We start from the raw sequence: 22,873 nt of genomic DNA, 5'->3' as shown, positions 1-22,873 counted from the left end.
GTGCATGTGTGGCATGCAAAGTTTGCAGTGTGTTCATGGTGGTTTTTACACTATGATAATTTTATCTAAAATGTAAGGAGCGCCACCATGTTTAACGCACTTGTATTAACCCAAAATGATAAGCAGACCCAAGCTGAGGTTCGCCAATTATCTGTTGCAGATCTTCCTGAAGGTGAAGTGTTAGTTGATGTAAGTTATTCATCGCTAAATTACAAAGATGGCTTAGCTGTTACTGGGTTAGGCAAAATTATTCGTCAGTTTCCTATGGTGCCTGGGATTGATTTTGCGGGTGTGGTGAGTGAGTCTGCAGATCCGCGTTATAAAGCAGGTGATCACGTTATCCTAACGGGTTGGGGCGTTGGTGAAAACCATTGGGGCGGTATGGCCCAGAAGGCTCGTGTTAAAGCTGATTGGTTAGTGCCTATGCCACAAAATGCTGATGCTGCTAAAGCTATGATGATTGGTACAGCAGGGTTAACAGCGATGTTGTGTGTGCAAGCATTACAGCAGGCTGGTGTTACACCTGAGCAAGGTGAAGTGCTAGTAACGGGTGCCAGTGGCGGTGTTGGCTCTGTTGCTGTGACGTTACTGTCAGCGCTTGGCTATAGCGTTGTGGCAAGTTCTGGCCGTGTTGAGTCTAATGGTGAGCTGCTTAAACAGCTTGGTGCCAGTGAAGTGATTGACCGAAGCGAGTTTGAACAAGCGGGTCGTCCTTTAGATAAACAACGCTGGGCTGGGGTGGTTGATACCGTCGGCAATCAAGTGTTGGCTACCGCGTTAACCCAAATCAATTATGGTGGTAGTGCCGCTATTTGTGGTTTAGCCGGTGGCTTTGCTTTACCAACCACTGTGATGCCGTTTATTTTACGTGGAGTTAACTTGTTGGGTGTTGATTCTGTTGCTTGCCCGTTCGAAAAACGCGTGAAGGCATGGGAGCAAGTCATAGCCTTATTGCCAGACAGCTTTTATCAGCAAGCCTGTCAAACTGTTGCTCTTGAGCAAGTACCAGAATTTGCACAGCAGATTGTTAAAGGTAAGGTGACGGGGCGGGTATTGGTTAATTGCCAATAATTTATTAACTGAACGTTATTCATGTAAAGAGTATTTTTTTAGCTCAAGCATTTATTTAAAAGATCTTAAAGCGGCTTTAATAGCCGCTTTTTTGTGTCTTTTTTCAGTGCTCATTTTTGCCTGTTACTGATAAGCAAAGGCTTAATTAAGTCGACTATTTTATCCCTTAGCCAGCACTGGCCTTTATCTAACTCACAGCGTGCATGCCAAAATAAATTGTAGTTTAGTGGCGCTATTGCAAATGGCAGTGGCTTTACAATCAAACCGTGTTTGGCTGCGGCGATTTCAGCCATGCCTTCTGGCAAGGTAATAATTAATGGATGCAGCTCAAGCAATGCCAGTGCACTGTCTAAATTCGGTGCCCTTAATAACTCTTTACGTTGTGGGAACTGCGCGATAGATGAGTCTACAATGGCTTTAACACCATCACTAATGGCAATGGTAGCGTGGGGAAAGTGTAGGTAATCTTCTAGTGATAGGGCTTTATCTGCCACAGGGTGGTGATTGGATACTAAACAGCTAACGCCCACTAAACCTAACCTTGTTTGTTGTAATTGCTCTGTTTGCCCTATGGCGCGGCAAATTGCCATGTCAGCGCCTTGTAAACTCAGTTGCGATTGAAGGTATTGATGCTGCACCGGAATGACCTCAATGCCAATATTGGGTGCTAGTTGATAGAGCTTAGGTAACACCAGTGGCAGCAGACCTTGTGCGGCAAAGTCAGTGGTAGCTATGGTGAATTTTTGTTGGCATTCTTTGGCAATAAATTCACTGGGGGTAAGCAGTTGTAGTAATTGACCTGTAGGGCCTTGCAGCTGTTGATAGCAATCTAGAGCATATTGGGTTGGTACTAATTGTTGGCCGACCCGTGAAAAGAGAGGGTCGTTGAGCATTTCCCGCAAGCGACTTAAGATTCGACTGGTGGCAGATTGACTCAAGTGCAGCCGTTTTGCTGCTTTTGTAACACTGCACTCTTCGACTAAGATTTGTAAGGCGATAAGTAAACTAAGGTCTTGTCGGTAAATTTCTTCAAGTTTCATAAGATTATTAGCAATTATTAGTCGATTTAGGTTTGATGGTTAAGCTATCACGTTAATGATTTACTGGTTTTGAAAGACTTCTATAGATAAGCAAGAAATAGCTTAATTTACGCCTAATGACGGCTTAATACATTGTATTACTATGTTTTGATTCAGCGGGTATTTGTTGAATAGAGTCCCAATGTTCGACTATCTTGCCTTGGTCATCAAATCGAAAGAAATCCATGGTGACATACTGATCGTTACCAGGCCACACTTGATGGGTATGCAGCGCCACTAAATCATCTTCTGCTATGGCCCTGACAAACTCAATTGTTTTTCCTTTATATTCAGCCATCTCAATGAAGTAATCGATGAAAGCCTGTTTACCATCTGCCACAATCGGATTGTGCTGAATGTATTCTGCGCCAACATATTTTTCAACGGCCTTAACTGGGTCGCCTAAATAAGCGCTGCGGTAAAATGCGATAGCATTGTGTTTATTGGCTTGAAGATCTTGGGGCATTGTTCGCTCCTGAGTTTGAATGGTTTTAAGTCTCTTTCATGCAAGGTATTAAATCGCCACTGCCAAAGCCTAGTTTGCCGCGGTTGTTATCGCAAGATGACGTCATAGTATTAAAATAGGGTGGTTACTTGTTAACTTGCCACAATGAATCAATGAAATAGTCGCGCTCATCTGAAAAGTGTTTAATGACCTCAAAACCGGTATGTTGGCTAATAAAGTCAATATCACTTTTGAGAAACTTAAAGGAGTACTCTAAATGAATCGGTTCAAAGGCGTCGAAATGAAATTGTCTTTTTAGCGCCGAAATATAGACATTTTGTGGCTTTGAGGCGATGACGTAGCTTTCCATAGCGCCCAGAAGGGGGCTGTAAATGCCAAAGTGCTGAAAATTATCCACTACAAAGTTAGCCCCAAGCTCTTTGTTGATCCGCGTTAATAAATTCAGGTTAAAGTCTTTGGTGAGTCCACTGGAGTCGTTATAAGCTCGGGTCAGTATATCGACATCTTTTTTTAGGTCAAAACCCACCAGTGCATAGTCGCTAGCATTCATGCTCATCCACAAACGACGTAAAAAGCCTTGGTTTTGAACTCGATCAAAATTGCCAATATTGGAGCCTAAAAACAATACCAGTTGTTTGTTGGTCGATTTTTCTCTCACCAGCCTTAAGCCTTCAAAGTATTCCGCTACTATGCCGTGACATTCAACATTAGGGTGATCGCAAATGTTGTCTTCTAACATCAGCATGGCTTCTTCTGAAATGTCGATGGGGTAGTAATTGACTTTACAGTTGTGATCCACGAACCCATCAATGATTAATTGGCTTTTATGACCGTCGCCTGCTCCGAGTTCGATAATATCAATTTCCTGTTCACCTATAAGCTCCGCCAGTTCATGTTTGATGGTGTTTAAAATTTCAAACTCAGTGCGAGTGGGGTAGTAATCTTCATGTTGGGTAATTTGCTGAAAAATCTTACTGCCAGTATCGTCGTAGAAGTATTTAGCTTGTAAGGTTTTTGGGCTAGCGCTAAGGCCAGTTAATACATCAATCGCAAATTGCTCTTTATTTATTGCGTCAATATTGTCACTTTTATAATCAATTTTAGAAATCTTCACACGATATCCTTTGCTAATCTGATCCCTGAAAACATCCATTGCTGGTGTGGTTGATAAAAATTTCTATAACTATGTCGATAGTGATGTGGCGGTGTGGCAATACAGCCGCCTCTAAGCACAAACTGATTACACATAAACTTGCCATTGTATTCTTCTAACTTGCCTTCAAAGGGCTTATAGCCGGGGTAGGCTGAATAATGGCTTTGGCTCCAACACCAGACTTGACCTGAAGTATCACCTGCATTGATGGGGTGTAACTGAGGTTGATGATAACTTGCTGGTGGCAGGCCTTGGGCTGAGATTAAGGCTTGATTGTCGCTACTGCGTAAATAATGCTCTAGCTCTTGCTCTGTGGGTAAGCGGCATTGGCGCCAATTGGCAAAGGCGTTGGCCTCAAAATAACTGACATGAACCACAGGGGCACTTAAGTCTAAAGGTGTTAGGCCATGAAGGGTGTATTCAAACCATTTTCCATCGAGATTTCGCCAATACAAAGGCGATGTAATACCGTTCTCGTTAAGCCAATCCCAGCCCATGCTTAACCAGTATTTTGGCGTTTGATAGCCTGCTGACTCAATAAACGCTAAATACTCACCATTAGTGATAAGAGTGTCAGAGATTGAGAAATCTGTCAGGTAAGTTTTATGAGGCGGTGATTCATTATCAAATGCGTAGCCTTCGCCACAATGACCAATTTCCACCAGTTGCTGAGTATAAGTGTGCCATGAGCCAGTGACCGCTTGTGCGCTCATTAACGGTGTTTTGCTGTAGCGAGGACTGCTGGGATTGCAATGCAGAATATACTTAATGTCCATATACAGAAGCTCTTGATGCTGCTGCTCATGATGAATACCAATTTCAATAATGGTAGCAATTTCTTCTGATATCCCAGCATTGAGTAAGCTTAGAATTAGCTCATCAATTTGCTGACGGTATTGGGCTATTTGTGCTACCGTAGGCCTAGACAAGTTACCGCGATCTTTTTGGGTCCAATGCAGGCCTGCTGATTTATAGTAAGAGTTAAAAATTAAGCTAAAATGCTCATCAAAGCGCTGATAACCTGCAACAAACTGGCGTAATATTAGCTCTTCAAAAAACCAAGTAGTATGTCCCAAATGCCATTTAGGTGGACTGACGTCGGCGCAGGGCTGAATACACAGATCTTCTATTTCTAACGGGGCGCATATTTCGGTTGTGGCGGCTCTGGTGGCAATATAGCGTTTAATTAACTGGTTACACTCTAAGCTCCCCTTGATATCCATCTATAAATCCCTTTCTGCAACGATATACTTAGAAGCACTATGACAATAATTTCTTTCAAGCTGATGACAGGCAACAGCAATAGGCATCTATAATTCATCTTTTGGCTTTTATGTGTCTTTTAAGACTTATCAACTGAGCTGGTTGTTTTTAATTTTTTCTAATTGGTTAAAATAACTACTAATGTTAAGCCTAGTCAAAATAAACCAAGATGAAAGTTTTTTATCATAAAATCATCTAGGTAGCATTTTACTAAGTGGTTAAGTTAAATCTGAAAATATTGGCTATAGGCTGTTGACGCGTGCACATTAAAAACTAAGGCTGAAGTTTTGCTACTAACACGACAAAGGTTTACTCCCTAATTAAAATAGCCTTAGCAATGGCTACTTTGCGATCTTATTCAGTGTAAAATAAGTCATCATATTTTTTTAAGGTTGTTGCATGCAGTTAATGAAGGTTGATAAGGCGCTATATCGTCAACGTTTGAATGTGGTTCTAGTGTCATTAGTGGCGAGTTTAACCCTATTATCTCTCGGTTTTGGTACCGTGCTAATTGAATTTTTTGGTAATAAAACGGTGGCCAGTGGTGAATCTACTGGGCACTTTCACCTAAACTTGTTAGGCGTTATCCTCGCGGTACTCACCTGCAGCTTAGTAATGAACTTTTATAAGAAGCATGAATACCTAAAAGAGATTTACTGGGTATGGAAGTTAAAACAACTGCATAATCGAATTTATCGCAAACTGGCTAAAATCAAACTGGCCGCTAGGGACAATGATCCAGATGCGTTAACGGTTTTATTGTTTTATTTGACGACTCAAAAGCAAGTGTTTGAGTTAGACAATAACACCCTGACACTGGCCACACTTCAAGCTGATATCAGTGCTATCGAATCAAAACTTGCCGATTTAAACCTTGAAATAACGACAGCGGACTTCTCTGAAAATTTACTCGAAAAGTTCTAAATCATTTAAACAAAAAGCCCCTAATTACGCTATAAATGAGTAATTTGGGGGCTTTTTGATCAGTGTTTAGAGCAATAGTCTCAACAGCTGTTTATGCTTAAACCAGTGACAGCTCAACGCGAATGTTACCGCGAGTTGCATTGGAATAAGGGCAAACTTGATGAGCTTTTTCGATTAAGGCTTGCGCTGCTACTTTATCCATTGCTGGTAAATCAATGCGAAGTGCCACCTCAATGGCAAACCCAGCGCCTTGGGTATTTGCGCCAATGCCCACGGTTGCTTCTACTGACAAATCAGCACTGAGTATTTTCTTATCTTGGGCCGCAACAAATTTCATCGCGCCAATAAAACAGGCTGAATAACCAGCAGCAAAAAGTTGTTCAGGGTTGGTTCCTTCTCCGCCTGCGCCACCTAATTCTTTTGGCGTGCTTAACTCAACAGAAAGTTTGTTGTCTGAAGATACTGAGCGTCCATCACGACCGCCGGTAGTTTTTGCTGATGCTGAATAAATGATGTCCATTATTACTCCAAATTACATAATTAAAATCATTATCTTGATACGCACACTTGAATTTAGGTTGTGCGCAACTTAACTAAGAGTAACAATAAACCTAAATTATATTGCGTGCAACCTAATTGTGGTTTGTTTATTTTTCCCAAGATTATTTTGAAAATGATATGGCGCTAAATAGCTGGCGCTAGATTTACTCACAGTGGGTGGATGACTTGAGTATGCTTGAGATAATTGATTCGAAAGTCGTTGAATCACGAGCTGGTTTCAAGTAGGTGGCTAACTCTTTCTAGGTATAGGGTAAATGTTGAAAGCCTATAATTTTATTGGTTTTTATTAAAACTGAACATTTCTACATGTTTGAATAAATGTAGCTTGCGTGTTAATGTTTTTAGGCTATCTTAAAGTATAAACATCAGGGAGGATTGACAATGACTTCAACATTAACCAAAGAAGAGTTAGCCTGTTTCAGTGAACTTTTTGCCAAGCAGTCTCCTATTGTTAGTAAAAGTGATACTGATTCCGTTGCTGTGACCACTGAAATGCCCGAGGCTTTAGCCAGCCTGTTAGGGAAAACTCAGATGACGTTACTAGCTGAAATTGGTCACTACCGTTTATGGTTTCCTTTCTCTTTAAAAATGGATGAACTGGGCCAATTTGTGTCTCAACTGGGGATCCCTGAAGTCGTGGATACCCGAGGTGCAGATAGAAGCTGGCGCATGAAAGAGCTAGATAATGTCAGAATTATTGATTTTGATACAAATTTAGCCATTGATGTGTTGTCGCTTTCAAGCACTGGCGTCACTTTAGATGCACCGCAGATTATCGAGTCAAGCAAACCTAGGCGTGGCACCTTGGTGCTTACCCATGAAATTAGTTTTGATATTGAATATAAAAAAGTTCGCTCAGACAATGGCGTTATTGCAGCAACAATTATTGTCGGAGAAGACTCAAGAGAAACCCTCAGACAATTTTTATTTTCGATGCATAAAGCTCAGCATTCTTCTCTTTATGAGCATGGTGAGACGCAAGCGGATGTTCAAGCCACAGTCGCCTCAACTAAAGACTTTAAATAGTCTCGCATCTATATAGCTGCTATTAACTTTCTACCTTAAAGTCTCTGCTAAGTAGTGCGGTTAAATCCTTTACAAAAGCACTATCAACCTTAGGATGAACCAATTGGCTGAGTTCATCTCCAATGGGGGTAAAACGGTAATAACTGAATAGTAAGTTATTGCTATTAGGCTCAATAGCTATTTTGTTGTCTATCATATTTAATTGAATTTTAACGCCTTTGTCTAAGGTGCCAGTTTCAAATTCACTGCTGTGAAGTATTCCCGCATCAATTAAGGTCAATATACTCGAATAGGGCAAACCATATTTCGATAGCCCGAAATTCATCAGAGTCGATTTTCTAAAATATTGTTTGATACCGCCATGTATACGGTAGCCACTGAGCAGTTTATAACGGCTTTCGTGATTAAGTTTTACTGACATTCCCAAGGCTTTTTCAAGAATATGGGCTTCTCTTTGGGTCAGTTGTTTAAGGGTTGCCAATGTTCTTAGGCTAAAATTACCCGGTTTAACTATTTCACTGGCTAAAATGCGTGCCCATAAATCTTGCATTCTGCGGCTATTAATTTGCTCAGCCATTTGAAAAAACTGGTAACTCCAATCAGGGTCTAAATCTTCTCCTGTCACATCTGTAGGCGTATAAGTGAGAGCCAATTTAAAGATGGTTTCCAGATTAAGCTGATGCTGAGAGTGTAGTTTTCGTAGTCGAAACTCAGCTCGCTCAGCAATGGATGCACTGGAAGGGCGATAATCTTCTTCACTGGCTAATCCCAGTACTTTACCCAGCAAAAGCGCTTTTTTACTTGCTGAAACCTTAGCGCCGTTGTCGTTTGCCTGTGCTGAGTTTAGCGGCTTAGTCGAAGCTTTAGTTGAGGCCTTAGTTGAGGCCTTAGTGGAGACTTGGGCTTCAGCGATTTGCGGTTGAATGTTTGCCATTTTTTTATTCTTATTGTTTATTCTTATTGTTTATTCTTATTGTTTTATGGTGTTTTGAGTTTTGATGTTTTTGTTACAAAACGCCAATTAGTTTCATTGCCAGCAGCAGGAGATGTCGGGATGTTTAATGCCAATATTAACGAGCATATAGCAAAGCCGACTCCAATCATAAATACCCATTGAGGCGAGCTTAACCATAATATGCCTAACAGTGCCGGAATAATCACTGCGGCAATATGATTAATGGTAAAGCTTACCGACATACTAGCGGCAATATCTTTAGGATCGGCAATTTTTTGAAAGTAGGTTTTCATGGCGATAGCCATAGCAAATAATAGATGGTCAAAAACATACAGCGCAGCAGCGATAGTGGCATGTTCAACTACGGCGTAGCTAGCAAAAACAATAATTAAGCCAAGGTACTCAATTACTAAGGCGTTACGTTCACCTATGCGGCTAATAAAGCGGCCGATAGCTGGGGCAAATAGCAAATTAACCACGTAATTGATTAAAAACAGTGAGGTGATTTGGGTGACTGAATAGCCAAACTTTTCCACCATCATAAAACCGGCAAAGACCATAAAGATTTGTCTTCTGGCGCCTGATAAAAACGTCAGTGCGTAGTAAAGCCAGTAACGCTGTCTAAAGATAAGCTTTTTGTGCTGCGGCTCAGCAATAGGGAAATGTGGGTAATACAGACTCATCATGATAACCGCAATTAAGCCTAAGCCGCCAATGATGGCATACATCCACACATAATCGAGTTTAAGCCAAGTCATTACCAGCCAAATACTGCCATAACCCAGTAACGCAGCCGCAGATCGCCACGCTAATGCTTTACCTAAAAACTCTGCGGTGTGTTGTTTATCGACCCATTGTAGTGTCAAAGATTGATTAACGGTTTCAAAATAATGAAAGCCAATCGACATTAAAACTGTGGTGATATAAAGCCCTAATACACTGGGGAAAAAGCCAGTTATAGCAATGCCAATGGCTAATACCGCCAGTGACAACAGCGCGAAGGTTTGCTCTCTAATTAGCAGTAATACAAATATAGCGGTAAAGGCTAAAAAGCCGGGTACTTCACGCAAACTTTGCAGCATGCCAATTTCAGCCCCAGTAAATGCCGCTTTCTCGATAACAAAGTTATTGAGTAAGGCTTGCCATACGGCAAACACCATCGACATGATGAAGGTCATCCACAATAATAATTGCTGCGGATTTTTGTCTGAAACTGCGGGCATTAAGGTCACTTTTCCTTGTCTCTCAATCTTAGCCACATAGTTACATAATTTGCCGTTTAGCGCTAAGTGTAAAATGCTCTCTATTAGGAAGCTATCGCTTGGGCTTTAGCGATATGCGTGCCTTAGGTGGTCAGTTTGAATAGGTGTCGTAGTGCTAATAGCAGCTAACTTCGATTTGTATTTTTTACAAATTAAAAAACATAAGTGAGTGAAGCTTAGACTTTATCCCGCATTTTGTGAGCCAGCCAAAAGTCTTGATTATTAATGGGTGTTGCGACTAATTTGTCGTGATCTGATCCATGTAATTGTTGCGCCAATTCAATTAAGATGAAGTTAATGACAGATAACACTTTTTAAAATTGAGGTTAACGTGAGTAGCATTTTAATTATTTATTCAACGGTTCACGGTCAAACCCGTAAGATTTGCGATTACATGCAGCAAAAGCTCATCGCTAAAGGCAACACAGTCACCTTAGCAGCGCTGCAAGATAAACCGGATGTTAGCGCATTTGATAAAGTGTTTATCGGTGCCAGTATTCGTCATGGTAAGCATAGAGCAGAGTTATATACGTTTACGGCGAACAATAAAGCGATACTAGATAGTAAACCTAATGGGTTTTTCTCAGTGAGTTTAGTGGCGAGAAAGCCAGGTAAAAACACCCCTGATACCAACATGTATATGCAAGCCTTTTTGAAACAAAGTGACTGGCAACCCAAAGTACTGGAAGTGTTTGGGGGGAATTTAGATTATCAAGGTTATGGCCCAATGGATCGTAATATTATTCGCTTTATCATGTGGATGACCAAAGGGCCTACCGATCCTAATACCCAAGTTGAGTACACCGACTGGGAAAAAGTAGATGCCTATGTAGACCAAATTCATAGCGCTTAACGAGCTTAAGACTGAGAATAAGTTAAGTGCTTATCATTGCAAAAGGAAGGTAAATTCATGAGTCAAAAGTCATCTGCTTTGGTTAGTGCTATTGCCGAAAAACTGCATGTTATTGTGATAACCCTAAGCGTATTTTTGGTGGTAACTAGCCCATGGATCCTAATCGGTCGGCAATTAAGAGCTAATGCCAGTATTTGGGACAGTTTGCATGTGTATCTAGGCTTAGTGGCAGCTATATTTGGTTTGTTATTTATGCTGAAGAATCTGTTAAATGGCCACTGGCGTCAGTTCTTTCCGTGGTTAAGATTAGACTTTTCCCAATGTGTAGATGAAATTAAGCAGTTAAAGCAGGGCACTTTACCGAGCTCTGGAGGCAAAGGTATCTTCAGTATTGTTGAAGGAATAGGGCTGATTTTAATGGCGCTAGTGAGTATTACCGGCATCGCATGGTTTGCCACTCAAGGTAGCAGTGATGCATTAATGTGGCGTAAATACCACATTCTTTTTGCCCAAGGCTTTGTGGGTTTCTTGATGGTACATATCGTGTTTGCCATGTTTCATATTATTGATATGGTGAGAAATTCTTAGTCATTAATTCAATCTATATACCATTGGCTAGTGACAATTTTACGTTATAACAAACCTAAAAAAGCCCAAGCATGATTATCATGATTGGGCTTTTTAATACGCTAAAGATTGTACTTAGACAATGATTCTTTGTAGCTTATTTCTTTTCTAATGCTAAGTAATTCATCACGTCAATTAGATCGCCAAGAGTACGCATTTCATTCATGTTGATAGCATACTTATCGTTAACGATGAAAGTCGGTACGCTTTGAACGCGGTACATGATTTGCTGTTGGCGCCATAAAGCTAGCTTTTTGTCAGTTGCTTCGCTGTCAGCAATTTTGTCATAAGCGGCGCTATCGATACCGTGAGCTGCAAACACTTGTTTGATATCGTCACGACTGTTGATTTCTGGCTCGTCATGGCTATGACCTGGAGCACTGTGGTCGTGGTGTCCACCTTCGCCTTGAATCGCTTGGAACATGGCTTTATTTAATACATCCGCATTACCCACTTCATGAATAACGGCTAAAGCGCGCATGACTTCAGTACCAATATCACTGTTCATAAAGTCAACGTGCTTGGTTTCAAAGTTAATTTCTTTATTCAAGTTACCTTTAATTTCTGGCAGGTACTGGGTTTCCATGTTGTAACAGTTATGGCAGTAGAAAGAGAAAAATTCAGAAACCTTAGGTTCAGTTGATGCTGGTGCATCAGAAATTTGAGTGTAATGTACACCTTCAACAAATTTAGATGGAATTTCTGCCGCTTTTTCAACAGTTTCTACAGCCGTTTCAACAGCAGTTTTTTCTGCAGTTGTAACCGTTGTATCAGCAGGTTTGCCACAGCCCGTTAGGGTTAATGTGAATGCAGCAACAGCCAGCGTGAATGCAATATGTTTAATCTTTACCATGTATGCCTCGACAAAGTGGGGTGATGTTGGCGATATATCGCGAGAGATAATTAAGCTTACGCAACTTAAATAACTCAAGCAACTTAAGCACTTGCTTAATTGCCATAAAGTTAGCTGCGATTATGACTGAATCCGTTAGCAGTGTCAGTGTTAAAACTGTGATGGCCTAGTGCTTTTTAGTAAAAAGCACTGCAATTTAAACTAGCTTTTATAACGACTCAGTACGCAGAATTTGCCAAGCTTCACAAACTTGCCGAAATCGCTCACTGTCGTCACTATTGTCTCTTTGTCACTTTTGTCACTTTTGTCACTATAGCCCGCTTAATTGTGACTATTTACACTGGCACTTTGATGAGTGGCAGTTGATACTTATTCTATTTGGGTGATTTTATGCCAAGTGCTCATTGTGCGGCTTGAGGCTTATTTAATAAATATTTCTCTTCCTCACAGACAAGTTACCTATAATTGGTATAAAATCCGCCGCAATAAAATAATAGGGGCCTTATCCAATGACAGAGAAACATTATATTAGCGCACAGCAGTTGCTTGAAGACTCATTCAAATTAGCAGCACAAGTGTACGATAGTGGCTTTAGACCGCAATTTATTGTGGGGATTTGGCGTGGCGGTGCTCCAATCGGTATTGCAGTGCAAGAATTTTATGATTTTAAGAATGTTGAAACCGATCATATTGCGGTAAGAACGTCATCTTATTACGGTATTGGTACTGATAAGCAAAGTAAGAAAATCAAAGTTCATGGTCTACATTACATTATTGAAAATGCTAATGCTGACGATGGACTATTAATTGTTGATGATGTATTTGATTCTGGCCGCAGTGTTGATGCCTTAATTGATAAGTTACAAAAATTCATGCGCAAAAATATCCCAACCGATATTCGTGTGGCTTGTCCTTATTACAAACCAAAGAATACCGCCGTCGATTTAAAGCCGGATTATTTTATCCATGAGTCTGATGAATGGCTTGTTTTTCCTCATGAAGTGTCAGGTTTAAACCCGCAAGAAATCGCAGAAGGTAAGACTGATTTTCATAATATTCAGCATTTGTTTAAGTAAAAGCATCGATATTGGTTATTTTTTGCTAAACTAGCAGTTCAACAGTGCGTCAAGAGAGTGCCTGACACGTGGTTATTGTCCGTGTTTAATTCACCTTCTTGATGCATTTTTTATTATTACCCTGAAAAGATACTGCCCATTATGAGCTCTGTTGAGATATTTTCCCCACAACAAACCACTGATAAGCCTATAGATACTCAATCTCTAGGTTCTCAATCTCTAGCGAGCAAGTCGCAAGAGAAAAAGCAGCTTGAACTACTGGCACCCGCTAAAAATGCTGATTACGGCATTGAAGCTATTCGTCATGGTGCTGATGCTGTATATATTGGCGGACCTGCATTTGGTGCACGCCATAATGCCGGTAATAGTGTGGAAGACATTGCCAGACTGGCAGAGTTTGCTCATCGTTATCATGCTCAAGTGTTTGTAGCGTTAAATACCATTTTAATGGATGACGAAATTGCCAAAGCGCAGGCACTTATTTGGGAATTATACGAAGCAGGTGTGGATGCATTAATTATTCAAGATATGGGCTTGTTGCAGTTAGATTTACCGCCAATTGCACTGCACGCGAGTACCCAAATGGATAATCGCACCCCAGAAAAAGCAGTGTTTTTAGAACAGGTCGGTTTTTCACAGGTGGTATTAGCCCGTGAGCTGAATTTACCGCAAATTAAAGAAATTGCAGCCAGTACGCAACTTAAGCTTGAGTACTTTGTTCATGGCGCATTGTGCGTCAGTTATAGCGGCTTATGTAATATCAGTCATGCGTTTTCTAATCGCAGTGCTAACCGTGGTGAATGTTCACAAATGTGCCGTTTGCCTTGCGATTTATCCACCCGTGATGGTGAAGTGTTAGCTGAAAATCAGCATTTGTTGTCATTAAAAGACAACAACCAAACTGAGAATTTAGAAGCATTAATTGATGCAGGCGTAACATCATTTAAAGTGGAAGGCCGTTTAAAAGATATTAGTTATCTTAAAAACGTCACCGCCCATTATCGCCAGCAGTTAGATGCGATTATTGATCGCCGCAGCGATCTTGAGTCAATGTCTCATGGTCGAAGCGAATTTACTTTTACGCCAGATCCTGAAAAAAGCTTTAACCGCGGTAAGACAGATTACTTTATTAATCAACGTACTGAGCAAATTGAGCATTTTAGCTCGCCAAAGTACATTGGTGAAAAAGTGGGGGTTATCACCAGTGTTGGCCGCGATTTTATTAAAGTCGATAGCAGTAAAGCGGGTAAAGCCGTTGAGTTTAATAACGGTGATGGCTTGTGCTTCTTTATTGATGGTTATCAAAAGCAGCGTTTATCTGATAACAAAACCAAAGGCTTAAGGGTTAACCGCGCTGATGGTAATACTTTATATCTGACCGATGTGTCGAAAGACTTAAAAGTCGGTGTGGAGTTATTTAGAAACTTCGATCATCAATTTGATGCTTTGCTATCAAAAGACTCTGCTAGCCGTAACATTGCGGTTGATATGGTATTGGCTGATACGCCGCAAGGCATTTCACTGACCATCAGTGACAAGCATGCCCATAGCGTTACAGTAGAGCTTGAGTGGGTAAAAGAGCCGGCGAAAGATTACGCTAAAGCAGATGCAAGCCTGCGAACGCAGCTCGGCAAACTGGGTAACAGTGACTATCAGTTACAGCAGTTAACGATTGAATGTGCTAATCGTTGGTTTTTACCAGCGTCAGTGATTAATGGTTTAAGGCGAGATGCCATTGCCGCCTTTGATGACGCCAGAGTAAAAGGCTACCAGCGACCACAGCGAGCTGAGCATGATAAGTCAGCGCGTTTCCCGCAAAAGTATTTAAGTTTTTTATCTAATGTTGCAAACGATAAGTCTCGTGAATTTTATGAGCAACACGGTGTGGTTCAAATTGAAGACACTTACGAGAAAAACAAACTATTAACCGATGCACCATTAATGGTGACTAAGCATTGCTTACGTTACAGCTTTAATTTATGCCCTAAAGAAGTTGAAGGCATTAAAGCTGACCCAATGGTGCTCGATATTGGCAAAGACCGCTTAAAGCTGGTTTTCGATTGCCTAAAATGTGAAATGATGATCGTTGGATCAAATCAATTAGTAAAGTAATCAGGTGATGTCATCTTATTACTCAATAACCATTATCACGCGCGATGCGTGGCGATAAATTTGTAGGAAAAAGCCCAAAATGACTAAAGCAAAAAAATATGATTTTAGAGTAAAACAAGTTGGTACAACTTGGAAAACTGAAATCACTCGTCGTATGACTGCAACTAAGACTATTGTGTCTAAAAGTCATGACGGATTTGCATCAGAAGCCGAGGCTGAAGCTTGGGGTAAGCAAGAGCTTCCCGCTTTTTTAACCACGCAAGCTGAACGCAATAAACGTAAAACAGAAAAACAACTTAAGGCTAAATCAATTGCAGATGCAATTGCTGCAGAAGCATTAACCGATGAAGCAGATGCATTATCAGATGATGCTAAGCAAATAGATGCTGCCGATAGCGCAGATGTTGTTGAAGATTAAGCGTTAAAACATTACAGTAATGCAACAACTTGGTGACAAGGTTTGCCGTATTTATTTTTGAATAAACCAAACTTCACCTTTCAGCACCAATACCAAGGACGAATTAGGTATGAAAGCTTGCTTTACGACAATAATATTTTCAGGGCTGTTGTTATTAGGCCCTGGAAATAAAGTAATGGCCAAAGAGTCACAGTCTTACCTCAATAGCACCACCAATCAATCAGCAGATGCAACTAACGCTGCAAAAAGAGAGTTATCAATATTTTCCAAAAGTGTGTCTTTTGAGCTGCCTATTGGCTGGAATATGGCATTTAATTCTAGCAAAGGGAATATGTATAAAGCTGAGTTTGTTCCTGCTGGGGAAAGTTTAAATAATTGGTCTGATTTATTCTGTATTCAAGGCTTTGAGGGCTTGGCAGAAAATATCGAGCCTGAGCGATTTTTAAATAATTTTGCTAGCACCTACCAAGACAGCTGCCAAGGTGAGGTGGTTTATGAGCAACTTGGAAAAACCCAGATGGGTGGTCAAGAAGCGTATCACGGCATTATCGGCTGTACCGTTATGGCTAACTTTTTACAGCAAGGTGGCTCAGTTAAACAGCAAGGTGAAATAGGTTATTACGCCGTAATTAAAGGCGTTGAAGACTTGTACTTTATGCATAAGTCTATGCGCGGCGATGTTTTTAATAAAAACTCAGCGCCATTAAAATCGACCAATCATCGTCAATTTATGTCGAATTTTAAGCAGTTACGATTCTAGAAATTTTCTTTTTATCAATAATTGGTTTATCAACAATCCGCTTATCAGTAAGCGAGCTATTAATGAGTAATCATATTATTCAGACTATTTTTCAATAAGTTGAATAATATGATTGATTCATTTTCGTTATATCAAAAATCCCCATAAGCACGTTATACTATATCAGCTTGTTATATGGCTGCTTTAAGTCGTAGCAATCAAAAATTTATATAATTTATCGTCAATTTATAGTGGTGCCTGTGTATGACACGGGATAATCGGGAAACTAGTGAAAATCTAGTACTGCCCCCGCAACGGTAATGGTGAGGACTGAGTGCGATAAAGCTTGTAGCTGTGAAATTTAAGCTGCTATTTAACGTTAAAAATTCATGTTCGTCAGTAGCTTTGCTACTTTAACCTAAGTCCGGAGACCGGCCCTATAGATGATTTTGAGATTTCGGTGGGCAGATCTCGAAATGTAGCTCGTTGCTTGTAAATAATCATGGCTTATCGCTAACAGATAAATTTACGAGTACGATGCGCTGCGGCAAATATGCCCCATTTTTCCTTTCAGGAGTTAAAGGTAAATGGGTACAAATCTAACAAAAATCGCATCAGCATTAAGCCTAGTATTTGGTCTAGCTGCTTCAACAACCTCAGTTGTTTACGCTGACACCACAACAGACAATTCTGCCAATGCAGAGGTTGAAAAAATTGTGGTTATTGGTCGTCAAGATGCAAATCCTCTTAATATTGCAGCGAATGTAAATGTGATCGACCAAGCTGATATTCAGCTTAGTGGTGCGGTGAGCTTAACGGAGTTATTACGTTCTCAAGCGGGTATTCAAGTGTCTGATAACAACTCAGGTACGACTTTTGCCATGCGCGGTTTTTCAGCGTCTCAAGCCGCCAGCAATACCTTAATTTTGATTGATGGTCGCCGCTTAAACAATATTGATATTGCGGCTCCTAGCATTAATGCAGTGCCGTTAAATCAAGTTGAGCGGGTGGAAATATTATCAGGTAGTGCTGGGGTACTTTATGGCGATCAAGCTGTTGGCGGGGTGATTAACATCATCACTAAAGCGCCTAATAAAGACGGCGGCGGACTGCAATTAAGTGCTGGCAGCTTTGATACTTATGAAGCTAAAGGGGATATTTCAGGCAAAATTAATGACGCTTGGCATTATTACTTGGCCGGCAGTTACAATCAAAGTGATAACTATCGCGATAATAACGACAGTGAAACAGGCTCAATTCTAGGCCGTTTGCAATATCAAACTGATTTACAAAATTTCTTTGTTGAAGCCAGCTACTTCGATAATGATCGCCAGGCCCCTGGTGCGCTAACACTGGAGCAGTATCTGCAAGATCCAACTCAGGCCGCACCTTTTACCGATGATGATTATGTTCATGAAATGACCACAGCGCTGCGCAGTGGCTATGAGTACCAATTAACTAAAGAATGGGCTTTGGCCACTGATTTAACTTACTCTGATACTCTAACCACTAACTTTATTTGGGGCAGTGCTGGGCGTATCGAGCGAAGTTTATTAAGCTTTTCACCCAAAGCCACAGCAAATTATCAGCTAGATAATGGTGATTTAGACATTATTGCTGGGGTTGATTTAAGTATCGGTGAGGCCGATTTTGATACTGCTTACATTCAACGTAATAATGAACAGAAAGTGACCAGTGCTTATGTGCAAGCCTCAGTGCCATTAACGCAGTCATTATCCTATGTAGTTGGTGGGCGTTACAGTGAAGTGACAGATGACTTAACAGATCAATTATCATACGCAAATGGTGTTGAGCTTGATAATGATGCCCATGCATTTGAGTTAGGGTTAAATTATCGTCCAAGCCTTGCGCATCGTTTTTATATTCGCGCCAATGATAATTTCCGTTTTGCCAAAGTGGATGAGCAAGCCTATACCCCAATTACCACCCTTGGTCTTGATCCACAAACCGGCCGCTCATATGAAGCAGGTTGGGACTGGACCACTACAACACAAACCTTCAAATTAAACCTTTACCGTTTAGATTTGGAAGATGAAATTGTATATGACGCAGGGCGCACTGATGGTCCACAGGGCGGCGGTGCTAACGTTAATGCTGATGCTTCAACTCGTTTTGGCGTTAATGCCGCTTATGATGTGCAAATCGCTGCAGATTGGTTGCTGGGCGCATCATATGATTACATTGATGCTGAATTTACCGAAGGCGAGAACGAAGGCAAGGCGCTTTCTTGGGTTGCGGAGCATAATGCCCGTGCGTATGTGAGTTATGATATTGCCCAACAGTGGCAGGTTTTTGCTGAAGGTATTTATACTGGCGAGCGCTTTATTGAAGGTGATAATGCCAATGTTGACCCTAAGTTATCCAGTTATGTATTAGCTAACTTAGCCATTAACTATACCCGTAATGAGTGGAGTGCCAGTTTACGTGCTGACAACTTGTTAGATAAGCAATATGTCAGTGCTGGCTATTATGTTCCTGAGGAATGGGGCGGCAGCGGTTATTACTCGGGTAATGGTCGCTCAATTCGCTTAACCTTAGGTTATCGTTTTTAAAATCCCTTTGTAATGAACTAACAGATAATAAGCGAAGCGTCTGATTTTTAGACGATAATAACTTGTTATCTAGCTAATTACACTGAAGATACTAAAGCCGACAAAGCACTTGTCGGCTTTTTGTCTTAATCAGCATTAATCACTTGACCTTTGTAGGGTTTCTATGGATAAATTCGTTAATCGAGAACGAAGAATTATACAGGGAAGCATCGCTTTATGACCTACCTTGAGCAGCAGGTACTCACTCAAGTAAAAGCTATTATTGGCAACGAAGAACAAGTCATTGGGCGCCGTGGTATTTTGATCCCTTTAAAAAAGGCCTTAATTAATGAAGCAGATATCCGCATTATTATCGATATCATTGCCAGCGATCCCGCGCTTGCCGCTCATTTACTTTGGCGCAGTAATACCGCTCAAGCTGGTGGCGTAATCGCGACAAAAAATCGCAGTATAAAAGATGCGCTTATCCGTTTAGGCCAAGTCAATATTTACCGCTATAGCTTCTCATTTTATCTAAAAGAACGCTTAGATGAATTACCTGAACCATATTGTAAATTAGTTAAGGGCTATTGGGCGCTTACTGAAAATATCGCTACCGATGCAGTGCATTATTTACGTGAGCTTGAAGACAATAAACAAGCTATAGATATTGATGCAGATGAACTGCAAACCTTGGCGCTATTTAGTGTATTTGGTCAAGTGATTACCTTAAGTGCGTTTGCATTTTTAAATGCCGCCTCAGAAAAACCCATAGCATTACAGGTGATAAAAAAGCTCATTGATACCCAGCAACAAAGTTTATCTATAGAAGCATTTGAGGCTCTTGGGTTAGATGATGAGTTACGCAATGAATTTATGGTGGCCCATAATATTAACCAAACGAGCAATGTAAACTCTGCAGGCTTAGTGCTTAGAGCTGTGCTGAGCAAACGTAATGTATTGATAAACCCAATTAATAAATCTAATTAATGAAGCTAGTATAGCGAGTTGATTTAATCCCATGACATAAAAAATGCCACCTTAATCGTGGCATTTTTTATGGATTTTTCACAACTTGTTTATGCACATTCTAAGAGCGATTGGTGCTTTTGACTTAATCTTTGTAACTTTAGCCCTTCAGCAGCCACTAAGGTTAGCCATTTTTGAATTAAATGGGTATTGGATGTATTAAGGCGGTAGGCTGCAAATAACGGCCTTTTTAAGCCTTCGCTGCCAAGTTTTACAGAACTTAAGTTAAGTCCATGGCCTTCATTAATTGACCAGCTTGGCAGCGCCGCTACGCCATCATTACAAGCAATACGTTGAAGCAGCATCGCTGTTAAGTCACATTGCTTTTGTTCACCCACCTCAACACCAGCAGGTTCTAAAAAGTGCTTATAAATATCAAGGTGCTGCAATGGAACAGGGTAAGTGATCAGTGTTTGCTTGGCGAGCTGCTCAGGTTTAATGAATGGCTGTTTTGCTAGAGGATGCTCATTTGAAACGACTAACTTCACTTCAAAATCAAACAAATGTTGATAGGCAAGTGCATGCCCTGGTACTGGATCTGAAGTGAGTACAATATCCAACTCACCAAGCGCTAAGGCATTTAATGAATCAAATAAATGACGGCTAGATAAATCAATACGGCCATCTGGTGCGATTTGTTTAAAGGCCTCGGTCACCGGCATTAACCAGCGAAAGCAGCTATGGCATTCAATGCCCAATTTTAAAGATTGCGCCTCTCCATCAAGGCCTTTTTTCAGATCTGATTCTGTCACCATCACTTTAGGGAGAATTTCCTCCGCCAAATTAAGTAGTCGAGTGCCTTCTTGAGTAAAAGATAATGGTTTGCTCTTTCGAATAAAAATAGACGAATTAATGCGTGTTTCTAATTCTTTTATTTGATGAGATAGCGCTGATTGAGTTACGAAGCGTTTTTTCGCAGCACCAGCAAGGCTACCACTTTCTTTAAGTGCCATCAGAGTTCGAAGGTGTCTCAGCTCTATCATATAATCCTCACATGAATTTTGCTCAACTTACGGGTGAAATCAATTCGGTTGCTTGTATCAAGACTATCACAACAAACTTCTAGACGTCCAGACGCCTGTGTAATTTATTTACGAAAATGTAGTCTCATTGTTAACTTTTGTGATTGTTTTGACGTGAAAATTACAGCTTTTGATTTTATAAAAAGTGACTTTAATAAGTGATCACTAGTTTAAAGGTCATTGAGAGAGGGCTTTTTGAGGTTTTTAATCTGCGACTACGCAGTTTTGCTAGGCTTATCTATACTCAGACTGGTATTGCTTTACTGAATTTCTATGTTGATTGAGTTTAAAATGACTGGAGTCATAAATGAGCCACACTTATAAAATTATTGAGTTAACAGGATCGTCACCTATCAGCTCTGATGATGCGATAAAAAATGCAATTGCAGCAGCTAATGAATCGCTTAAACATTTACGTTGGTTTCAGGTTGTTGAGACCAGAGGTCACCTAGAAGAAGGTTTAATTGCTCACTGGCAAGTCACTATTAAAGTCGGTTTTACTTTAGATCAGAAATCACCTCATTGAAGACGTGGTGTCTGAAAGATGACAATAAGTAAAAGGTTTAAGCGTCTCTAGGTAAGCCTTTTTCAACACTGCGGATCACTCGCAAGGTTTTACGGCTTAAATGACTTTTAGGCGCCGTTTTTGTTTTATCGTCAGGGGTTAAATCTTGCTGTTTAAGTGCTTGTTGCGCTAGTGCCCAATCAATATGTTCTATGACCATTTCATCGACTTCATCGCTACATCTGCGTAGGTTAAGCGCATCAATAATTTGCTGATTAAACGGCGCGTTACCTAAGGCAATCGCAATGTTTCTTAACCAGCTTTTATGGCCAATTCGACGTATAGGGCTGCCTTCTGTAAGTGATAGAAATTGCTTTTCAGTCCAAGCAAACAAGCTTAGTAAATCAGGTTGGATCAGTTGTTTACGAATATGAAAATCAGTTTGCTGAGTTAGCGGCGCTTTACTGTTAACAGGGCACACTAATTGGCAATCATCACAACCATAAATGCGATTGCCAATGGCTTGGCGAAATTCTTCAGGTATCACGCCTTGTAATTCAATGGTGAGGTAAGAGATACAGCGGCGACCATCGACGACATTGTTGTCTAATATGGCATTAGTCGGGCATGATTTTATGCAGGCTACGCAGCTATTACAGCTTTGGTGGATAGGAATATCTACAGGCAAAGGTAAGTTAATTAACACTTCGCCTAAAAAGAACCAACTGCCAGCCTCAGGGTTTAGTAATAATGAATGTTTACCTGTCCAGCCAAGACCTGCTTTTTCCGCTAATGGCCGTTCAAGGATTGGGGCAGAGTCCACAAACGGTCTGAAATCAATGCCATCAAGCTCTAAGTTATGGCAGTGTGACACGATTTTATCACCGAGTTTTTTAAGCTGTTTACGAATCAGTTTATGGTAATCTCTGCCGCCTGCATAACGAGAAATATAACCTAAGTTTGGGTCTGATAAATTAGTGGCAAAGCCCGCTTGTGGCGGTAAATAGTCCATTCTGGCGCTGAGTACGCGAACGGTACCAGGGTGAAGCTCATGGGGGCGAGCGCGCATCATGCCGTGGCTGGCCATATAGCCCATTTCCCCGTGATAACCATTATCGAGCCATTGTTGTAACTTGCTCTCTTCGCTTTTTAAATCGGTATCGGTGATCCCAAGCTGAGAAAACCCTAATTCAAACGCCCAGCTCTTTATTAAGTAAGCTAACTCCGCCATCTCAGTGGCTGAAAGGCTATGCGCTAATGGCTGTAATAGTCCTGAGGGGGTTGTGGCAGACTCCTTTGCTCTAGCATTAAGCGCTGTATTAGTATT

General features: G+C 40.8%; 22 protein-coding genes and 1 riboswitch. Of the genes, 12 read left to right on the top strand and 10 right to left on the bottom strand.

The window, feature by feature from the left end; translation table 11 throughout:
* Positions 1–87: 87 nt before the first annotated feature.
* Positions 88–1,071 (top strand): MDR family oxidoreductase, encoded by a 984-nt coding sequence (locus tag Q4557_RS07075; protein WP_303411685.1) that lies wholly within the window; start codon positions 88–90, stop codon positions 1,069–1,071.
* Positions 1,072–1,181: 110 nt separating this feature from the next.
* Here Q4557_RS07075 and Q4557_RS07070 read toward each other — a convergent pair whose 3' ends face one another.
* The 4 genes from Q4557_RS07070 to egtB form a co-directional block, all read right to left on the bottom strand.
* On the bottom strand, positions 1,182–2,111 hold the full coding sequence (locus Q4557_RS07070; protein ID WP_303411683.1) for a LysR family transcriptional regulator: 930 nt from the start codon (positions 2,109–2,111) through the stop codon (positions 1,182–1,184).
* Between the two features lie 124 nt (positions 2,112–2,235).
* Positions 2,236–2,616 (bottom strand): nuclear transport factor 2 family protein, encoded by a 381-nt coding sequence (locus Q4557_RS07065; RefSeq protein ID WP_303411681.1) that lies wholly within the window; start codon positions 2,614–2,616, stop codon positions 2,236–2,238.
* Between the two features lie 124 nt (positions 2,617–2,740).
* Positions 2,741–3,730: an L-histidine N(alpha)-methyltransferase gene (locus tag Q4557_RS07060; protein ID WP_303411679.1), complete on the bottom strand. Its 990-nt coding sequence runs from the start codon at positions 3,728–3,730 to the stop codon at positions 2,741–2,743.
* Positions 3,727–4,992: an ergothioneine biosynthesis protein EgtB gene (egtB, locus tag Q4557_RS07055; RefSeq protein WP_303411677.1), complete on the bottom strand. Its 1,266-nt coding sequence runs from the start codon at positions 4,990–4,992 to the stop codon at positions 3,727–3,729. The genes Q4557_RS07060 and egtB overlap by 4 nt, the downstream gene beginning before the upstream one ends.
* 439 nt (positions 4,993–5,431) lie before the next feature.
* Here egtB and Q4557_RS07050 point away from each other — a divergent pair, with 439 nt between their 5' ends.
* On the top strand, positions 5,432–5,956 hold the full coding sequence (locus Q4557_RS07050) for a DUF3087 domain-containing protein (protein ID WP_102436152.1): 525 nt from the start codon (positions 5,432–5,434) through the stop codon (positions 5,954–5,956).
* A 97-nt stretch (positions 5,957–6,053) separates the two neighbouring features.
* Here Q4557_RS07050 and Q4557_RS07045 read toward each other — a convergent pair whose 3' ends face one another.
* Positions 6,054–6,476 (bottom strand): organic hydroperoxide resistance protein, encoded by a 423-nt coding sequence (locus Q4557_RS07045; protein WP_102436154.1) that lies wholly within the window; start codon positions 6,474–6,476, stop codon positions 6,054–6,056.
* Between the two features lie 422 nt (positions 6,477–6,898).
* Between Q4557_RS07045 and Q4557_RS07040 the strand changes: the two genes are divergently transcribed.
* Positions 6,899–7,543, top strand: coding sequence for a hypothetical protein (locus Q4557_RS07040; RefSeq protein WP_102436156.1), 645 nt, complete (start codon positions 6,899–6,901; stop codon positions 7,541–7,543).
* A gap of 22 nt (positions 7,544–7,565) precedes the next feature.
* On the opposite strand, the gene Q4557_RS07035 is transcribed toward Q4557_RS07040, so the two are convergent.
* Together Q4557_RS07035 and Q4557_RS07030 are read right to left on the bottom strand one after the other, a co-directional pair.
* Positions 7,566–8,477 carry a TIGR03899 family protein gene (locus Q4557_RS07035; RefSeq protein ID WP_303411673.1) on the bottom strand — a complete coding sequence of 304 codons (912 nt, stop codon included), beginning with the start codon at positions 8,475–8,477 and terminating at the stop codon, positions 7,566–7,568.
* Positions 8,478–8,521: 44 nt separating this feature from the next.
* Positions 8,522–9,721 (bottom strand): MFS transporter, encoded by a 1,200-nt coding sequence (locus tag Q4557_RS07030; RefSeq protein ID WP_303411671.1) that lies wholly within the window; start codon positions 9,719–9,721, stop codon positions 8,522–8,524.
* Between the two features lie 370 nt (positions 9,722–10,091).
* Between Q4557_RS07030 and hemG the strand changes: the two genes are divergently transcribed.
* Both hemG and Q4557_RS07020 read left to right on the top strand, forming a co-directional pair.
* A complete protein-coding gene (gene hemG, locus Q4557_RS07025; protein ID WP_303411669.1) occupies positions 10,092–10,613 on the top strand; it encodes a menaquinone-dependent protoporphyrinogen IX dehydrogenase in 522 nt (173 codons plus the stop codon).
* Positions 10,614–10,670: 57 nt separating this feature from the next.
* The gene (locus Q4557_RS07020) at positions 10,671–11,201 is read left to right on the top strand and encodes a cytochrome b/b6 domain-containing protein (protein ID WP_303411667.1); all 531 of its coding nucleotides are present in this window, start codon (positions 10,671–10,673) and stop codon (positions 11,199–11,201) included.
* A 136-nt stretch (positions 11,202–11,337) separates the two neighbouring features.
* Here Q4557_RS07020 and Q4557_RS07015 read toward each other — a convergent pair whose 3' ends face one another.
* Positions 11,338–12,093 (bottom strand): thiol:disulfide interchange protein DsbA/DsbL, encoded by a 756-nt coding sequence (locus Q4557_RS07015; RefSeq protein ID WP_303411665.1) that lies wholly within the window; start codon positions 12,091–12,093, stop codon positions 11,338–11,340.
* Between the two features lie 509 nt (positions 12,094–12,602).
* Between Q4557_RS07015 and Q4557_RS07010 the strand changes: the two genes are divergently transcribed.
* The 6 genes from Q4557_RS07010 to Q4557_RS06985 all read left to right on the top strand — a co-directional run bounded on the left by Q4557_RS07010 (position 12,603) and on the right by Q4557_RS06985 (position 19,980).
* Positions 12,603–13,169, top strand: a complete 567-nt coding sequence (locus tag Q4557_RS07010) for a phosphoribosyltransferase (RefSeq protein WP_303411663.1) — start codon at positions 12,603–12,605, stop codon at positions 13,167–13,169.
* A 141-nt stretch (positions 13,170–13,310) separates the two neighbouring features.
* A complete protein-coding gene (locus Q4557_RS07005; protein WP_303411661.1) occupies positions 13,311–15,281 on the top strand; it encodes a U32 family peptidase in 1,971 nt (656 codons plus the stop codon).
* Between the two features lie 79 nt (positions 15,282–15,360).
* Positions 15,361–15,699, top strand: coding sequence for a DUF3622 domain-containing protein (locus Q4557_RS07000; RefSeq protein WP_102440458.1), 339 nt, complete (start codon positions 15,361–15,363; stop codon positions 15,697–15,699).
* A 175-nt stretch (positions 15,700–15,874) separates the two neighbouring features.
* Positions 15,875–16,459: a hypothetical protein gene (locus Q4557_RS06995; RefSeq protein ID WP_133126429.1), complete on the top strand. Its 585-nt coding sequence runs from the start codon at positions 15,875–15,877 to the stop codon at positions 16,457–16,459.
* A gap of 214 nt (positions 16,460–16,673) precedes the next feature.
* Positions 16,674–16,893, top strand: a riboswitch (cobalamin riboswitch).
* Between the two features lie 132 nt (positions 16,894–17,025).
* On the top strand, positions 17,026–19,011 hold the full coding sequence (locus tag Q4557_RS06990; RefSeq protein ID WP_102476284.1) for a TonB-dependent receptor: 1,986 nt from the start codon (positions 17,026–17,028) through the stop codon (positions 19,009–19,011).
* A 216-nt stretch (positions 19,012–19,227) separates the two neighbouring features.
* Positions 19,228–19,980, top strand: coding sequence for an HDOD domain-containing protein (locus Q4557_RS06985; protein WP_303411654.1), 753 nt, complete (start codon positions 19,228–19,230; stop codon positions 19,978–19,980).
* An 89-nt stretch (positions 19,981–20,069) separates the two neighbouring features.
* Here the strand turns inward: Q4557_RS06985 and Q4557_RS06980 are convergent, their stop codons facing one another.
* Positions 20,070–21,002, bottom strand: coding sequence for a LysR family transcriptional regulator (locus Q4557_RS06980; protein WP_303411652.1), 933 nt, complete (start codon positions 21,000–21,002; stop codon positions 20,070–20,072).
* Between the two features lie 346 nt (positions 21,003–21,348).
* Here Q4557_RS06980 and Q4557_RS06975 point away from each other — a divergent pair, with 346 nt between their 5' ends.
* Complete coding sequence (locus Q4557_RS06975; protein ID WP_076541563.1) at positions 21,349–21,567, top strand: dodecin; 219 nt, start codon at positions 21,349–21,351, stop codon at positions 21,565–21,567.
* A gap of 37 nt (positions 21,568–21,604) precedes the next feature.
* On the opposite strand, the gene queG is transcribed toward Q4557_RS06975, so the two are convergent.
* A complete protein-coding gene (gene queG / locus Q4557_RS06970; RefSeq protein ID WP_303411770.1) occupies positions 21,605–22,777 on the bottom strand; it encodes a tRNA epoxyqueuosine(34) reductase QueG in 1,173 nt (390 codons plus the stop codon).
* Positions 22,778–22,873 lie beyond the last annotated feature (96 nt).

The organism is Shewanella sp. 5_MG-2023 (genome assembly GCF_030547465.1).
Classification (GTDB): Bacteria; Pseudomonadota; Gammaproteobacteria; order Enterobacterales; family Shewanellaceae; genus Shewanella.
The sequence above is the reverse complement of the archived record's forward strand: the minus strand, read 5'-3'. Positions and strand labels throughout refer to the sequence as shown.

Excerpts from the sequence above, each read along its gene's own strand:
- Q4557_RS07075 (WP_303411685.1), top strand. The coding sequence starts at position 88 with ATGTTTAACGCACTTGTATTAACCCAAAATGATAAGCAGACCCAAGCT.
- Q4557_RS07070 (WP_303411683.1), bottom strand. The coding sequence starts at position 2,111 with ATGAAACTTGAAGAAATTTACCGACAAGACCTTAGTTTACTTATCGCC.
- Q4557_RS07065 (WP_303411681.1), bottom strand. The coding sequence starts at position 2,616 with ATGCCCCAAGATCTTCAAGCCAATAAACACAATGCTATCGCATTTTAC.
- egtB (WP_303411677.1), bottom strand. The coding sequence starts at position 4,992 with ATGGATATCAAGGGGAGCTTAGAGTGTAACCAGTTAATTAAACGCTAT.
- Q4557_RS07050 (WP_102436152.1), top strand. The coding sequence starts at position 5,432 with ATGCAGTTAATGAAGGTTGATAAGGCGCTATATCGTCAACGTTTGAAT.
- Q4557_RS07045 (WP_102436154.1), bottom strand. The coding sequence starts at position 6,476 with ATGGACATCATTTATTCAGCATCAGCAAAAACTACCGGCGGTCGTGAT.
- Q4557_RS07040 (WP_102436156.1), top strand. The coding sequence starts at position 6,899 with ATGACTTCAACATTAACCAAAGAAGAGTTAGCCTGTTTCAGTGAACTT.
- Q4557_RS07035 (WP_303411673.1), bottom strand. The coding sequence starts at position 8,477 with ATGGCAAACATTCAACCGCAAATCGCTGAAGCCCAAGTCTCCACTAAG.
- Q4557_RS07030 (WP_303411671.1), bottom strand. The coding sequence starts at position 9,721 with ATGCCCGCAGTTTCAGACAAAAATCCGCAGCAATTATTATTGTGGATG.
- Q4557_RS07020 (WP_303411667.1), top strand. The coding sequence starts at position 10,671 with ATGAGTCAAAAGTCATCTGCTTTGGTTAGTGCTATTGCCGAAAAACTG.
- Q4557_RS07015 (WP_303411665.1), bottom strand. The coding sequence starts at position 12,093 with ATGGTAAAGATTAAACATATTGCATTCACGCTGGCTGTTGCTGCATTC.
- Q4557_RS07010 (WP_303411663.1), top strand. The coding sequence starts at position 12,603 with ATGACAGAGAAACATTATATTAGCGCACAGCAGTTGCTTGAAGACTCA.
- Q4557_RS07005 (WP_303411661.1), top strand. The coding sequence starts at position 13,311 with ATGAGCTCTGTTGAGATATTTTCCCCACAACAAACCACTGATAAGCCT.
- Q4557_RS07000 (WP_102440458.1), top strand. The coding sequence starts at position 15,361 with ATGACTAAAGCAAAAAAATATGATTTTAGAGTAAAACAAGTTGGTACA.
- Q4557_RS06995 (WP_133126429.1), top strand. The coding sequence starts at position 15,875 with ATGGCCAAAGAGTCACAGTCTTACCTCAATAGCACCACCAATCAATCA.
- Q4557_RS06990 (WP_102476284.1), top strand. The coding sequence starts at position 17,026 with ATGGGTACAAATCTAACAAAAATCGCATCAGCATTAAGCCTAGTATTT.
- Q4557_RS06985 (WP_303411654.1), top strand. The coding sequence starts at position 19,228 with ATGACCTACCTTGAGCAGCAGGTACTCACTCAAGTAAAAGCTATTATT.
- Q4557_RS06980 (WP_303411652.1), bottom strand. The coding sequence starts at position 21,002 with ATGATAGAGCTGAGACACCTTCGAACTCTGATGGCACTTAAAGAAAGT.
- Q4557_RS06975 (WP_076541563.1), top strand. The coding sequence starts at position 21,349 with ATGAGCCACACTTATAAAATTATTGAGTTAACAGGATCGTCACCTATC.
- queG (WP_303411770.1), bottom strand. The coding sequence starts at position 22,777 with ATGGCGGAGTTAGCTTACTTAATAAAGAGCTGGGCGTTTGAATTAGGG.